Origin of the sequence: Paenibacillus canaveralius, from assembly GCF_047238265.1 — a bacterium.
GTDB lineage: Bacteria > Bacillota > Bacilli > Paenibacillales > NBRC-103111 > Paenibacillus_F.
This window is the reverse complement of the sequence record NZ_JBDFMM010000001.1, coordinates 4955004-4969550: the sequence shown is the minus strand read 5'-3', so window position 1 is coordinate 4969550 and position 14547 is coordinate 4955004. Positions and strand designations below refer to the sequence as shown.

The following is a 14547-nucleotide window of genomic DNA, read 5'->3' as shown; positions in this document are numbered from 1 at the left end:
TTACCAATATGATAGAAAAGGCGGGTTACGGAGATGTCAGCACGAGTTGGAGTCATTATGGGAAGTAAATCGGATTGGGAAACGATGAAGCATGCTTGCGATGTGCTGGACGAATTCGGCATCCCTTATGAGAAAAAAGTCGTGTCGGCGCACCGTACACCGGACTTGATGTTCCAATATGCCGAGCAGGCCGCCGAGCGCGGACTGCAGGTCATTATCGCCGGAGCGGGCGGAGCCGCTCACCTGCCGGGCATGGTGGCAGCGAAGACGGAGCTGCCCGTCATCGGGGTTCCCGTTAAAAGCAAAGCGCTGAACGGGCTCGATTCCCTTCTCTCGATCGTACAAATGCCGGCGGGAATTCCCGTGGCTACCGTCGCGATCGGAGAGGCAGGAGCCGCGAACGCCGGACTGCTGGCGGCGCAAATTCTCGGAGCATTCGAGCCCGAGCTTCAAATTAAAGTGCGTGAGCGCCGCGAACGCATCAAAGCACAAGTATTGGAAGCGAGTGAGCTTGAATGACAGCGAAGAACAGCGGAGAAGAAACGGCAAAGGCTAAGCTGAACGTAAGCTTAACCGGCAGCGAAGGCTTAAACGTAGCAGGACAGGCGGAGAGAGCAGATTCGGAGGCAGCAGTCGAGAAGTCCGTTCGGGTACAGCCTAACACCTTCACGGGCCACGAAACCGAACCGGGGCAGGACGCCAACGTTGGGCCTGAAATCGCGGCGCAGGACGCCAATCCTGCAGCTCTTACATCGGCGAAGAACACAAGCACTGCAGCTCCTACATCGGCGCAGAACACAAGCACTGCGGCGCAGGATGCGGCTGCCGGGGCTGCTGGCGCATCTTCCGCGCAGCACAAAGTCATTCCGCCCGGAAGCACCATCGGTGTGCTGGGCGGCGGACAGCTCGGCCGCATGCTGGCGCTTGCGGGCCGCAATATGGGCTACCGGTTCGTTACACTTGAACCGGGCGCAGACTCGCCGTGCGGACAAGTGGCCGACCGGCAGATCCAGGCTTCGTACGGAGACGTGGACGCGGCGCGCGAGCTTGCGAGAGTGTCCGACGTCATTACGTACGAATTCGAGAATGTCGACGCCGCGGTGACGAAGCTGCTGACGCAGGAAGCCTATGTGCCGCAGGGAAGCGCCCTGCTGTACACGACGCAGCACAGGCTTCGCGAGAAGCGTGCGATCGAGGCGGCCGGCGTGAGGGTGGCCCCGTATGCCGAGATTGCTAGCGAAGAGGATCTTCGCGCTGCTGTCGGCAAATTCGGAACGCCCTGCGTGCTGAAGACCGCAACCGGCGGATACGACGGCAAAGGCCAGTGGGTCATCCGCTCGGCGGATGAGATTCCGGATGCTTTTGCCGAACTGAGCCGGGCGGGTACGGATCTGGTGCTCGAACAGTTCATCCGGTTCGAGAAGGAAATATCCGTAATCGCGGCGCGGAGTCCCCGCGGAGAAGTTAAAGCTTTTCCGGCAGCGGAGAATATTCATGTCGAGAATATTTTGCATATGTCGATTGTGCCGGCTCGGATCAGCGCCTCCGTTCAAGAAGAGGCCGAACGTCTGGCGATCCGCATCGCGGAATCGATGGAAGCGGTCGGATTGATCGCCGTTGAGATGTTTTTGACCCGGGACGGGGAGCTGTTCGTGAATGAGCTCGCACCTAGGCCGCATAATTCAGGGCACTATACGATGGAGGCTTGCCTGACTTCTCAGTTCGAGCAGCACGTCAGAGCCATCTGCAATCTGCCGCTTGGTCCGACGGAACTGCTGACACCGGTAGTAATGGTGAACGTGCTGGGAGAGCATATGGAACCCCTGCTGAAATGGTTCTGTTCGGAAGAAAGCGCGGCATCCGGCGGTGTGACGCCCAAGCTTCATTTGTACGGAAAAGATGAAGCCAAGACGAAGCGGAAAATGGGGCACATTAACCTTCTTACGGACGATACGGCTAAAGCAGCCGAATGGATGGAACGCACCGGTATCTGGGATTCTATACGTTAAAAGCAGCCGATTTCCTGAACGCGGATGGTGACCTTGTGTAGTAAACCTGCACCAGGGACAATTCGAGCGTCGGAGGCACAAGAAGGGAAAGCCGTTAGATACAGGTCAGCCCGTTAAGGGGCATGCAACACATAAGCTTCGTCAAAACCGGAAGCACAAAACAAGGGTACCAACCCAATCGGAATACAGATGGAGGATTAACGATGATCGAAAGATACAGCCGGCCTGAAATGGTCAAAATTTGGACGGAAGAAAATAAATTCAAGGCTTGGCTTGAAGTTGAAATTCTCTCCTGCGAGGCTTGGTCAGAGCTTGGCGTCATTCCTAAGGAAGACGTGAAAGAACTGCGCGCCAAAGCGGATTTTGATATGGACCGCATTTATGAAATCGAGCAGGAAACCCGTCACGACGTGATTGCCTTCACGCGCGCGGTATCCGAGAAGCTCGGTCCCGAGCGTAAATGGGTGCATTATGGCCTGACTTCCACGGACGTCGTGGATACGGCTCTGGGCTACCTTTTGAAGCAGGCGAATGAAATTCTTGAAAAAGATCTTCTCAACTTCATCGAAATCTTGAAAAACAAAGCGATCGAACATAAGCATACGGCGATGATGGGGCGCACCCACGGTGTTCATGCCGAGCCGACTACCTTCGGTTTGAAAATGGCCCTGTGGTATGAGGAAATGAAACGGAATCTGGAGCGTTTCCGTTTTGCCGCGGACGGTGTGCAGTACGGCAAGATTTCCGGTGCTGTCGGTACTTACGCGAACATCGATCCTTTCGTGGAACGCTTCGTGTGCGAGCGTCTGGGTACGAATCCGGCTCCGATCTCCACACAGACCCTTCAGCGCGATCGTCATGCGGAATATATGGCTACTCTCGCCCTGATCGCCACGTCTTTGGACAAGTTCGCGACAGAGGTCCGTGCCCTTCAGAAGAGCGAATTCCGCGAAGTGGAAGAAGCTTTCGCCAAAGGACAAAAAGGTTCGTCGGCCATGCCTCACAAACGGAATCCGATCGGATCGGAGAATATTTCCGGTTTGTCCCGCGTTATCCGCGGTCACATGGTTTCCGCTTATGAGAACGTCACGCTGTGGCACGAGCGCGATATTTCGCACTCCTCCGTGGAGCGCATTATTTTACCGGATGCGACGATCCTGCTTAACTACATGCTCAACCGTTTCGGCAACATCGTGAAGAACCTGACGGTGTTCCCTGAAAATATGAAGCGCAACATGCAAAGCACGTACGGCGTACCTTTCTCCGGCCGCGTAATGACGAAGCTGATCGACAAAGGCTTCAGCCGCGAGCAGGCCTACGACACGGTACAACCCCGCGCCATGCAGGCCTGGGAAGAGCAGCGTTCGTTCCGCGAAATCGTGGAAAACACTCCTGCCATTACCGAGCTGCTGAATGCGGAGGAAATCGAAGACTGCTTTAACCCAAGCTGGCATCTGAAGCATGTGGATACGATTTTTGACCGTCTGGGCTTAAAATAATTCAGAACATCTGCTTGGGAGGACGCAAACATGGGCGCATCCGTCGCATTGTCGACCGCCGAACATCTCATTAAAGCGCCTTTGGTATACAAAGGCAAAGTCCGTGAATTGTACGACTTGGGCGAGCATTTCCTGATCGTCGTCACGGACCGCATCTCCGCTTTCGACTATGTGCTGGACCCGGCCGTGCCGGATAAGGGCAACGTGCTTAACACGCTGAGCAAGTTCTGGTTTGAGCTGACGACGCCTTTTATGGAAAATCACGTGGTTCACTGCGACGTTGAGCTCCTGGGAGATCTTGTTACGGAGCCAGCGCTTCTGAAAGACCGCGTAATGGTTACCAAAAAAGCGACCCGCATTCCGGTCGAATGCGTCGTGCGCGGCTATATTACCGGCGGAGGCTGGCGCCAGTACCAGGAAACCGGCATGATCAACGGCATCCGGCTTCCGGAAGGTCTGCGCAAAAACCAGGTGCTGGAGCACCCGATCTTCACTCCGGCCGCGAAGAACGATGTCGGTCACGACGAGGACATCACTTACGATCAAATGTGCGAGCTGGTCGGCGAGAAGGTAACGGAGCAGCTGATGACCAAGAGCATCATGCTTTACACCCTCGCTCATACGTATTGCGAGCACCGCGGCATCATTTTGGCGGATACCAAGTTCGAATTCGGATTTATCGGCGGCGAGCTGATTCTGATCGACGAAATTTTCACGCCGGACTCTTCCCGCTACTGGGCTAAAGATAAGTACGAGCTGGATACGGAGATCGATTCGATGGACAAAGAACCTGTCCGTACGTATCTGGCGAACTCCGGCTGGGACAAGAACAGCGCCCCGGATCCGCTCCCGGATTCCGTGGTGGAGGAAACTTCCCGCAGGTACCGCGAGATTTTAAAGCGTTTAACGGAAGAAACCGAGTAAGAGAAGCTGCGCCGGGTTTTGCCGAGTGAGGCGGAGCCCGGTACAGACTTTCGGGACGCGGTCCGTTATCCGGGAAGATGTGCAGGCATCCGGTCAAGCCGTCATGCAGGCTGGGTTTATCGGTCCGTTAACGATTTCTGTCATGAAAGATGGAGGGAGCGGACGATTAACCGCCTTTACGGCACAGCGTTTGAAGAATAAATCAGCTTTATTTTTCAGGAGATTAACTTTTTCAAGGATAAAGAGTCAGAAGATTACAAAAACAGATGCCAAGAACGGTCAGACAGCCGCATGTAAACAGACGGCGATCGTGATACCAAGGGAGGACAAACCGTAATGAAAGCAACCGTCTATGTGACGATTAAGCAAAGTGTATTGGATCCGCAGGGAAATGCCGTTCAAGGCGCACTGCACTCGATGGGATTTGAAGAAGTCGGCAAAGTACGCGTCGGCAAGTATTTGGAGCTGGAACTGGATACGACGGACCGCGCGGAAGCGGAAGAGCGTCTGAAAGCAATGTGCGAGAAACTGCTGGCGAATACGGTCATTGAAGACTACCGCTTCGAGCTGAACTAACGGATCAGGAGGACATTCCCATGAAATTTGCGGTACTGGTATATCCCGGTTCGAACTGTGACATCGATTGCTACAAAGCGGTCGAGGACACGGTGGGCGAACCCGTCGATTACGTGTGGCATACGGCCACGGACTTGTCCGAATACGATTGCATTCTCGTACCGGGCGGATTTTCTTACGGTGACTATCTGCGCTGCGGCGCGATTGCCCGTTTTGCTTCGGTAACCCAGGCTCTTATGAAGGCGGCGGAGCAGGGCAAATATATTCTTGGCATTTGCAACGGTTTTCAAGTTCTGACGGAGGCGGGTCTGCTGCCCGGCGCACTGCTGCGCAACCGCTCGCTTAAATTCCGCTGTCATTCCACTTTGCTTAAAGTGGTGAATAACGCGACTCCGTTCACTTCCGATTATGCGGAAGGCGAAGTGATCAACATCCCGATCGCGCACGGGGAAGGCAACTACTACTGCGACGAAGAGACGCTGCGCGGGCTTCAGCAGAACAATCAGATTGTTTTCCGTTATGAAACGGACACGAACCCGAACGGTTCGGTTGACGATATTGCGGGAATTTGCAATAAAGAAGGCAACATTGTGGGCATGATGCCCCATCCGGAACGGGCCGTGGACGAAATTCTCGGTTCGGCTGATGGCAAACGGATGTTTACGTCGATTTTAAACGCTTGGAGGGAACAACATGGCACAGCAGTTAGCCGCTAAGGAACCGAACGCGGAGCAGATCGCCGAGCAGAAAATCTATAAGCAGATGGGCGTAACCGATGCGGAATACGATCAAATCTGCGGATTTCTCGGACGCAAGCCGAACTACGTGGAAATCGGCGTCTTCAGTGTAATGTGGTCGGAGCACTGCTCCTACAAAAATTCCAAGCCGCTTCTCCGCCGTTTTCCTACGACCGGCGAACGCGTATTGATGGGTCCCGGCGAGGGCGCGGGTATCGTGGATATCGGCGACAACCAGGCTGTCGTGTTCAAAATCGAAAGTCATAACCATCCGTCTGCGATTGAGCCGTACCAAGGCGCGGCAACGGGAGTCGGCGGCATTATCCGCGATATTTTCTCGATGGGCGCGCGTCCGGTGGCGCTTCTCAACTCCCTGCGCTTCGGACGTCTCCAGAACGATCGGGTCAAATATTTGTTCGAGCACGTTGTTTCCGGTATTGCCGGCTACGGCAACTGTATCGGAATTCCGACGGTAGGCGGCGAAATTACCTTTGACGAAAGCTATGAAGGCAACCCGCTCGTTAACGCCATGTGCGTCGGTCTGATCGACCATGACAAAATCCAGCGCGGCGTGGCCAAAGGCGTCGGCAACCCGGTTTATTACGTCGGCCCGGCAACAGGCCGTGACGGTATTCACGGCGCGACCTTCGCGTCCGAAGAGCTGACAAGCGAATCCGAAGCGAAGCGTCCTGCCGTGCAGGTAGGCGATCCGTTCATGGAGAAGCTCGTGATGGAATCCTGCCTGGAGCTGATCGACACGGGCATCGTGCTCGGCATTCAAGACATGGGCGCGGCAGGCCTTACCTGCTCCAGCGCGGAAATGGCGAGCAAGGCGGGCAACGGTCTTGAGCTGTACCTGGATGAAGTGCCGCAGCGCGAGGAAGGCATGACGCCTTACGAGATGATGCTGTCGGAATCCCAGGAGCGTATGCTGTTCGTTATCGATCCGAAGGATGAAGCGCAGGCTCTCGAAATTTTCGAGCGCTGGGACGTCATCTGCGCCAAAGTCGGCAAGGTGACCGACGACGGCCGCTTGAAGCTTTTCCACCAAGGCCAAGTCGTAGGCGATATGCCGGTAACGGCACTTGTCGACGAGTGCCCGGTATACAACAAGCCGTCCGCCGTTCCCGCTTATTACACCGAGCAGGCGAACACGGATACGAGCCGTTATGAAGAAGTGACCGATCTGAACGGGGCGCTGAAAAGCATCCTGGGCTCTCCGACCGTGGCGAGCAAAGAGTGGGTCTATAACCAATATGATTACATGGTACGCACAAGCACGGCCGTACAGCCGGGCTCGGATGCGGCGGTCGTCACGATCCGCGGCACCCGCAAAGCGCTTGCCATGACAACGGACTGCAACAGCCGTTACGTGTATCTTGATCCGGAAGTGGGCGGACGCATCGCGGTCAGCGAAGCGGCGCGCAACATCGTTTGTTCGGGCGGAGAGCCGCTTGCCGTGACGGATAACCTTAACTTCGGAAGCCCGGAGAAGCCGGAAATTTTCTGGCAGCTTGAAAAAGCGGTCGACGGCATGGCCGAAGCCTGCCGCGAGCTGAGCACACCGGTTATCGGCGGAAACGTGTCGCTGTACAACGAGAACGCGAAGGGCGCCATTTACCCGACGCCGGTTGTCGGCATGGTCGGCCTGATCCAGGACACGGATCATATTACGACCCAAGGCTTCAAGAACGAAGGCGACGTTATCGTCCTGCTGGGCGAAACGAAAGCCGAGCTTGGCGGAAGCGAGTTCCAGAAAGTCGTGCACGGCGTGGTTGAAGGCCGTCCGCCGCAGCTGGACCTGGAGACCGAGAAGCGCCTGCACGCGGGCGTCCTGGCCGCGATCCGCGAAGGTCTTGTCGCATCGGCGCATGATCTCTCCGAAGGCGGCCTGGCGGCTGCCGTGGCGGAAAGCAGCATCTCCGGCGGACTTGGCGCGGACGTGGACTTCCGCACGGAGCTGCGCGCGGATCACGCGCTCTTCAGCGAGAGCCAGTCCCGCATCCTGCTCAGCTGCCGTCCGGAGAAGCGGGACGCGCTGATCGCCCTGCTTCAAGAGAAGAACGTACAGGCGGAAGTTATCGGAACGGTAACCGGAACGAACGTGAAGGTCGACATTAACGGAAAACCTGCCGTTCAAGCCTCTATTTCGGAGCTGAGGCAGGTTTGGAAGGACGCGATACCATGTCTGATGCAGTAACATCGGGTAAGGGGCTGTGGACTGGTTCTTACTATAACGAAGGCCACGGCGGACATGACGGTCTGTTCGATAAGTTAAAAGAGGAATGCGGCGTGTTCGGTGTCTTCGGGCATCCGGACGCGGCTTCCTTGTCCTACTACGGGCTGCACGCGCTGCAGCACAGGGGACAGGAGAGCGCCGGCATCTGTACGGCGGACGCGGATAATTTTAACTACTTCCGGGGCATGGGCCTTGTGAAGGAAGTGTTCGATCAGTCGAACCTGCCTACACTTGTCGGCACATCGGCCATCGCCCACGTGCGTTACTCGACGGCGGGCGAAAGCAAGCTGGCGAACGCTCAGCCCCTCGTGTTCAAATACCGCGAAGGCGATCTCGCCGTAGCGACGAACGGCAACCTGGTGAACGCCGGCGAAATCCGCCAGCAGCTCGAAAAGCAGGGCTCGATCTTTCAGACGACGAGCGACACCGAAGTGGTCGCGCATCTTATCGCGCGCTCCAAGCACGATGATATCGTCGACGCGGTCAAAGACGCCCTGCAGCAGGTAATCGGCGCCTACGCGTTCCTGATCCTGACGAAGGACAAGCTGATCGCGGCGCTCGACCCGAACGGGCTGCGGCCTTTCGCGATGGGCAAGCTGGGCGACGCGTATCTGTTCGCGTCGGAATCCTGCGCCTTCGACATCGTCGGCGGCACGTATATGCGCGATCTTCTGCCGGGCGAGCTGCTGGTCCTGGACCGGAACGGGCTCACGGAAGACCGTTTCACGGAAAGTCAGACACGCGCTACATGCGCGATGGAATATATTTATTTCGCCCGTCCCGACAGCGACATCGATGCGATCAACGTCCACTCCGCCCGCAAGCGGATGGGTAAACGTCTCGCGGCGGAAGCGTTCGTGGACGCGGATCTGGTGACCGGCGTGCCGGATTCAAGCACGTCGGCCGCCATCGGTTTTGCCGAGCAGACCGGCATTCCTTACGAGCTCGGGCTGATCAAAAACCGCTATACGGGCCGGACCTTCATCCAGCCGAGCCAGGAGCTGCGCGAACAGGGCGTAAAGATGAAGCTGAGCGCCGTGCGCAAGGTTGTGGAAGGCAAGCGCGTCGTCATGATCGACGATTCGATTGTCCGCGGAACGACTTCGCTGCGCATCGTAAACCTGCTCCGGGAGGCGGGAGCAACGGAAGTGCACGTGCGCATTTCATCGCCTCCGTTCCAGAACCCGTGCTTCTACGGAATCGATACGCCTAGCCGCAAAGATCTGATCGCGGCGCAGAAAACGATTGAGGAGATCCGGCTGGCGATCAATGCGGACTCGCTTTACTTCCTCAGCCAGGAAGGACTGATCGACTCGATCGGCCGCAAGGACGGCGTGGAGAACGGCGGCTTCTGTACGGGCTGCTTCGATAACCGCTACGTTACGTACGTGAACGACAGTGAGGATGCGGTGGGCTGCGGCTGTTAAGTCTGCCACAGAGCGACAAATGATGAATCAGAAGATAACCAAGCATGGAAGGCATGGCCGCTTATCGGCGGTCTGCTTTTCAAACCAATAGGGAGTGAGACTAGTGTCGGAGGCATACAAAAAAGCGGGTGTCGACATCGCGGCCGGTAACGAAGCCGTAGAACGGATGAAGAAACATGTGCAGAGAACATTCCGTCCGGAAGTGCTGACGGGACTCGGCGGATTCGGCTCGCTGTTCAGCCTGAACAAGGACAAGTACGAAGAGCCGGTACTCGTATCGGGCACCGACGGCGTCGGAACGAAGCTCAAAATCGCGTTTGCGATGGACAAGCATGATACGATCGGGATCGATGCCGTGGCGATGTGCGTCAACGATATCGTGGTGCAGGGTGCGGAGCCGCTCTTTTTCCTGGACTATCTGGCCTGCGACCGTGTCATTCCCGGGAAGATCGAAGCGATTGTAAAAGGGATTGCCGACGGCTGCGCGGAATCCGGCTGTTCGCTGATCGGCGGAGAAACGGCGGAAATGCCGGGCATGTATACGGAAGGGGAGTATGACATTGCCGGTTTTACCGTAGGAATCGTGGATAAGAAAAAAATCATCGACGGCTCCACCGTCCGCCCCGGCGACGCCGTGATCGGGCTTGCTTCGAGCGGCGTGCACAGCAACGGCTTCTCGCTCGTGCGCAAGCTGCTCTTGGAAGAAAAGGGACACAGCCTCCATGACAACATCGAAGAGCTTGGCGGAGTTCTCGGAGACGTGCTGCTGGAGCCGACGAAGCTTTATGTGAAGCCGGTTCTCGGCATTCTGGAGCAGGTGGAGATCAAAGGCGCCGCTCACATTACGGGCGGAGGCTTCCTAGAAAACATCCCGCGTACGCTGCCGGAAGGCGTGAACGTCAACATTCAGTACGGTTCCTGGCCGATTCTGCCGATTTTCTCCCTTATGCAGCGTGAAGGCGACATTACGAACAATGATATGTTCCGTACGTTCAACATGGGGATCGGCATGGTCATCATCGTGGCACAGGAAGATGCGGAGAAGGCGCTGGAAATTGCCGCATCGTACGGTCATGAAGCTTACCGGATCGGGGAAGTGACGGAAGGCGATAAAATCGTGACATTCGAAGGCGCGGAGGTTTAGAATGGGGAAACTGCGGATCGCCGTGTTTGCTTCGGGAAGCGGGTCGAATTTTCAAGCGGTCGCGGACGCCGTTCGCGGCGGCAGACTTGAAGCGGAGCTCACGCTGCTCGTCAGCGACCGGCCGCAGTCGAAAGTGGTGGAACGGGCAAAACAGGCGGACGTGCCTGTTTTCGCTTTTTCTCCCAAAACGTACGACAGCCGGGAAGCTTACGAAACCGAAATTCTTCAGCTTCTGCGTGAGAAAGAAATTGATCTGATCGTGCTCGCCGGTTATATGCGGATTTTGACGCCGGTGCTGGTGGAGCCGTTTTACGGCCGGATGATTAATGTGCATCCGTCTCTGCTCCCGTCTTTTCCGGGAATCAAAGGGATCGATCAGGCGCTCGAATACGGCGTTAAAGTGACCGGGGTTACGGTGCATTACGTCGACGGGGGGCTCGATTCGGGACCGATTATCGCCCAGCGCGCCATCGAAATCCGGGAGGACGATACGGCAGAAAGCCTGACCGGGCGCATGCATGCGGCGGAGCATGAGCTGCTTCCTCTTGCGATCGGCTGGATCGCGGAAGGACGCGTGACGCTGGAAGGCCAGCTTGTGCGTATTTCGGAACCGGAGACGGCCGAGGCTGCGGAACAATAGAAGGAGCTTTTTGTACGGAGAGATTTAATCGCATGAAGTATACAAAGGTTTAAACCAGACTTTCCAACCCATAGGAGGAGAAATCGTGGCAATCAAAAGAGCGTTAATCAGCGTATCGGACAAAACGGGCATTGTGGAATTCGCGTCGGAGCTGGCAAAGCTGGGCGTCGAACTTATTTCGACGGGGGGAACGAAGACCCTTCTGGAAAAAGAGGGAGTACCGGTCATCGGCATTTCCGATGTGACGGGATTTCCGGAAATTCTCGACGGGCGCGTAAAAACGCTGCATCCCGCCGTACACAGCGGCCTTCTGGCCATCCGTGACGATGCGGAGCACCGCAAAGTGATGGAAGAGCTGGGTCTTGGGTATATCGACCTCGTGATCGTCAACCTGTACCCGTTCGCGCAAACGATCGCAAAGCCGGATGTGGAGTATGCGGATGCGGTGGAAAACATCGATATCGGCGGACCTACGATGCTGCGCTCGGCAGCGAAAAACCACGCTTTCGTCTCGGTTGTGGTGGATGCGGCCGATTATGATACGGTACTTGCCGAAGTCCGTGAAAATGCCGATACGACACTTCAAACGCGCAAACGCCTGGCGGCAAAAGTTTTCCGTCACACGGCGGCTTACGATTCCCTGATCTCCGAATATTTGTCCGGTCAAGTGGGAGAAGAGTTCCCGGAACGCTATACGGTTACGTACGAGAAGGTTCAGGACCTGCGTTACGGGGAAAATCCTCATCAGAAAGCGGCGTTTTACCGCAAACCGCTTGCGGGTGAAGGCAGCATCGCGACAGCGGAGCAGATCCACGGCAAAGAGCTTTCTTACAACAACATCAACGATGCGAATGCGGCGCTGCAAATCGTGAAGGAATTTACGGAGCCCGCTGTCGTCGCCGTGAAGCATATGAACCCGTGCGGCGTCGGAATCGGCACGTCCGTGAAGGAAGCGTACGAGAAAGCATACGCGGCCGATCCTACGTCCATTTTCGGCGGAATTATCGCGGCTAACCGTCCGATCGACGGAGAAACGGCGCAGCTGCTGCACGAAATTTTCCTGGAGATCGTTATTGCGCCTGACTTTACGGCCGAAGCGCTGGAAATCCTCCAGAAAAAGAAAAACATCCGTTTGCTGAAGCTGGGCAACTTTAACGTAGGAGAGCGCAAAGCGCTGCACCTGGTTACTTCCGTAGAAGGCGGCATGCTTGTACAGGAAAGCGATGTTCACGCGATCTCGGAAGGCGACCTTAAGGTGGCGACCGACCGCGAGCCGACGGAAGCCGAGCTGAAACAACTGCTGCTCGCCTGGAAAGTCGTCAAGCACGTGAAGTCCAACGCGATCGTGCTGGTGACCGAGGATATGACGATCGGTATCGGCGCTGGCCAGATGAACCGCGTAGGCGCCGCCAAGATTGCGATTGAGCAGGCCGGCGAGAAGGCCAAGGGTGCGGTACTCGCTTCCGACGCGTTTTTCCCGATGGGCGATACGCTGGAAATTGCCGCGGCAGCCGGAATTACGGCCGTCATTCAGCCGGGCGGTTCGATTAAAGACGAAGAATCGATTAAAGTGGCAAACGATAAAGGCGTCGCCATGGTAATGACCGGCGTTCGTCATTTCAAACACTAGAAGCGGGAGGCGGGACACTATGCGCATATTGGTTATCGGCCGCGGAGGTCGGGAGCATGCGATCGTCTGGTCGCTTCGCAAAAGCCCGAAGGTGACGGCTCTGTTCTGCGCACCGGGCAACGGAGGCATTGCGGATTTGGCGGAATGCGTGCCGATTACGGAGTTCCAGTTTGCCGAGATCGCGGAGTTCGTCCGCCAGAACAGCATTGATCTGGTCGTGGTAGGACCGGACGATCCGCTTTACGAAGGCATCGTGGATTACCTGGAAGAGCACGGCATCCGCGCATACGGCCCGAACCGGGCGGCGGCGGAGATCGAAGGAAGCAAAGTGTTTATGAAGCATCTGCTGAAAAAATACGAGATTCCTACGGCCGCTTATGAAGCGTTCGAGGACTACGAGGCTGCGCTGGCTTACCTGCGCAAGCTCGGAGCGCCGATCGTCATTAAAGCGGACGGGCTGGCCGCCGGCAAAGGCGTAATCGTGGCCTCGACGCTGGAGGAAGCGGAAAAAGCGCTGAAGGAAATTATGGTCGAGAAGCAGTTCGGCGCTTCCGGCAACCGCGTCGTCATCGAAGAATTCCTGCAAGGACAGGAAATGTCCCTGCTGGCGTTCGTTGACGGCAATGTCGTGAAGCCGATGGTGCCTTCCCAGGACCATAAGCCGGTTTTCGACGGCGACAAGGGACCCAACACCGGCGGCATGGGCACGTATTCGCCGGTGCCGCACATCCCGCAGGAGATCGTGCAGCAGGCGCTGGACACCATCGTGAAGCCGGCGGCCGAGGCGATGGTGAAGGAAGGGCGCCCGTTCCGCGGGGTACTCTACGCGGGACTGATGATCACAGCGGACGGACCGAAGACGATCGAGTTCAACGCCCGCTTCGGCGATCCGGAGACGCAGGTCATTCTGCCCCGGCTGAAAACCGACCTGCTGGAGATCATTCTGGCGACACTCGAAGGCCGCCTGGCGGACCTTGATATCGAGTGGAGCGAGGAAGCGGCCGTATGCGTGATTCTCGCATCCGGCGGCTATCCCGGCTCGTACCCGAAGGGACTGCCCATCGAAGGCCTGGACGCCGCAGGCGGCGCCCTCGTGTTCCATGCGGGTACGGCGCTTGAAGACGGCCGGCTGGTGACCAGCGGCGGCCGTGTGCTTGGCGTCACGGCGCTGGGCCGTGACATTGCCGATGCGCGCGAGAAGGCGTATGCCGCCGCGGACCGCATCTCCTTCGAAGGGAAGCAGAACCGGACGGATATCGCGTTGAAGGCTTTGAATGCGATGAAGTAAGGGCCGGCGGAAACCACGCTTAAAGCATGAGCGGCCGTGAAGCGGCGGCAGAACCGGAACGATATCGTGCTGGAGCATTATACTCCATGAAGTAGAGGCCGGGCGGAATTCACGATAAAGCATGGACATCGATGAAGCGGCGGCAGAGGATGATGGTTCCTCGCAATCCGCCACCATCGCCGAGCTGGCCGGCATATAGACGGCGCCGCTCCAGGCCGATACCGATGTAGGCAATTGTTCCACTCCGGTTTTTGCTTGGGCTCGGACAGTTTTTGGTTTCAGCGGTTTAACCAAATAAAACGCACGGATCTTCTTCGGAAGAACCGTGCGTTTTTTACTTTTTCACAGGCCAGGGGAAGAATACATGTATGTGGTTGCTGTCTTTTACCGTATCTCCATTTACGTCTCTGTAGGTGTGCAAAGGGGGGCATATC

The 14547-nt window shown here is 56.8% G+C and carries 12 protein-coding genes; all 12 read left to right on the top strand.

The window, feature by feature from the left end; genetic code table 11:
• The first annotated feature begins 33 nt into the window (after positions 1-33).
• On the top strand, positions 34-519 hold the full coding sequence (gene purE / locus ABC395_RS22425) for a 5-(carboxyamino)imidazole ribonucleotide mutase (protein WP_413006054.1): 486 nt from the start codon (positions 34-36) through the stop codon (positions 517-519).
• On the top strand, positions 516-2009 hold the full coding sequence (gene purK, locus ABC395_RS22420) for a 5-(carboxyamino)imidazole ribonucleotide synthase (RefSeq protein WP_413006053.1): 1494 nt from the start codon (positions 516-518) through the stop codon (positions 2007-2009). Before purE ends, purK begins: the two co-directional genes overlap by 4 nt.
• Positions 2010-2212: 203 nt before the next feature.
• Positions 2213-3508, top strand: coding sequence for an adenylosuccinate lyase (gene purB, locus ABC395_RS22415; protein WP_103997834.1), 1296 nt, complete (start codon positions 2213-2215; stop codon positions 3506-3508).
• A gap of 30 nt (positions 3509-3538) precedes the next feature.
• Positions 3539-4432: a phosphoribosylaminoimidazolesuccinocarboxamide synthase gene (locus ABC395_RS22410; protein WP_413006052.1), complete on the top strand. Its 894-nt coding sequence runs from the start codon at positions 3539-3541 to the stop codon at positions 4430-4432.
• Positions 4433-4768: 336 nt separating this feature from the next.
• Positions 4769-5008: a phosphoribosylformylglycinamidine synthase subunit PurS gene (gene purS, locus ABC395_RS22405; RefSeq protein ID WP_009675257.1), complete on the top strand. Its 240-nt coding sequence runs from the start codon at positions 4769-4771 to the stop codon at positions 5006-5008.
• A 20-nt stretch (positions 5009-5028) separates the two neighbouring features.
• Positions 5029-5724 carry a phosphoribosylformylglycinamidine synthase subunit PurQ gene (purQ, locus tag ABC395_RS22400; RefSeq protein ID WP_413006051.1) on the top strand — a complete coding sequence of 232 codons (696 nt, stop codon included), beginning with the start codon at positions 5029-5031 and terminating at the stop codon, positions 5722-5724.
• Positions 5702-7945, top strand: a complete 2244-nt coding sequence (purL, locus tag ABC395_RS22395; protein WP_413006050.1) for a phosphoribosylformylglycinamidine synthase subunit PurL — start codon at positions 5702-5704, stop codon at positions 7943-7945. The genes purQ and purL overlap by 23 nt, the downstream gene beginning before the upstream one ends.
• Positions 7930-9411, top strand: coding sequence for an amidophosphoribosyltransferase (gene purF / locus ABC395_RS22390; protein WP_413006049.1), 1482 nt, complete (start codon positions 7930-7932; stop codon positions 9409-9411). The genes purL and purF overlap by 16 nt, the downstream gene beginning before the upstream one ends.
• A gap of 103 nt (positions 9412-9514) precedes the next feature.
• Complete coding sequence (gene purM, locus ABC395_RS22385; protein WP_413006048.1) at positions 9515-10555, top strand: phosphoribosylformylglycinamidine cyclo-ligase; 1041 nt, start codon at positions 9515-9517, stop codon at positions 10553-10555.
• 1 nt (position 10556) lies between these two features.
• Positions 10557-11195 carry a phosphoribosylglycinamide formyltransferase gene (gene purN / locus ABC395_RS22380; RefSeq protein ID WP_413006047.1) on the top strand — a complete coding sequence of 213 codons (639 nt, stop codon included), beginning with the start codon at positions 10557-10559 and terminating at the stop codon, positions 11193-11195.
• Between the two features lie 85 nt (positions 11196-11280).
• The gene (gene purH / locus ABC395_RS22375) at positions 11281-12825 is read left to right on the top strand and encodes a bifunctional phosphoribosylaminoimidazolecarboxamide formyltransferase/IMP cyclohydrolase (RefSeq protein WP_413006046.1); all 1545 of its coding nucleotides are present in this window, start codon (positions 11281-11283) and stop codon (positions 12823-12825) included.
• A gap of 19 nt (positions 12826-12844) precedes the next feature.
• Positions 12845-14113: a phosphoribosylamine--glycine ligase gene (gene purD / locus ABC395_RS22370; RefSeq protein ID WP_413006045.1), complete on the top strand. Its 1269-nt coding sequence runs from the start codon at positions 12845-12847 to the stop codon at positions 14111-14113.
• Positions 14114-14547: the final 434 nt, after the last annotated feature.

Excerpts from the sequence above, each read along its gene's own strand:
- ABC395_RS22410 (WP_413006052.1), top strand. The coding sequence starts at position 3,539 with ATGGGCGCATCCGTCGCATTGTCGACCGCCGAACATCTCATTAAAGCG.
- purS (WP_009675257.1), top strand. The coding sequence starts at position 4,769 with ATGAAAGCAACCGTCTATGTGACGATTAAGCAAAGTGTATTGGATCCG.
- purB (WP_103997834.1), top strand. The coding sequence starts at position 2,213 with ATGATCGAAAGATACAGCCGGCCTGAAATGGTCAAAATTTGGACGGAA.
- purK (WP_413006053.1), top strand. The coding sequence starts at position 516 with ATGACAGCGAAGAACAGCGGAGAAGAAACGGCAAAGGCTAAGCTGAAC.
- purN (WP_413006047.1), top strand. The coding sequence starts at position 10,557 with ATGGGGAAACTGCGGATCGCCGTGTTTGCTTCGGGAAGCGGGTCGAAT.
- purQ (WP_413006051.1), top strand. The coding sequence starts at position 5,029 with ATGAAATTTGCGGTACTGGTATATCCCGGTTCGAACTGTGACATCGAT.
- purL (WP_413006050.1), top strand. The coding sequence starts at position 5,702 with ATGGCACAGCAGTTAGCCGCTAAGGAACCGAACGCGGAGCAGATCGCC.
- purF (WP_413006049.1), top strand. The coding sequence starts at position 7,930 with ATGTCTGATGCAGTAACATCGGGTAAGGGGCTGTGGACTGGTTCTTAC.
- purD (WP_413006045.1), top strand. The coding sequence starts at position 12,845 with ATGCGCATATTGGTTATCGGCCGCGGAGGTCGGGAGCATGCGATCGTC.
- purE (WP_413006054.1), top strand. The coding sequence starts at position 34 with ATGTCAGCACGAGTTGGAGTCATTATGGGAAGTAAATCGGATTGGGAA.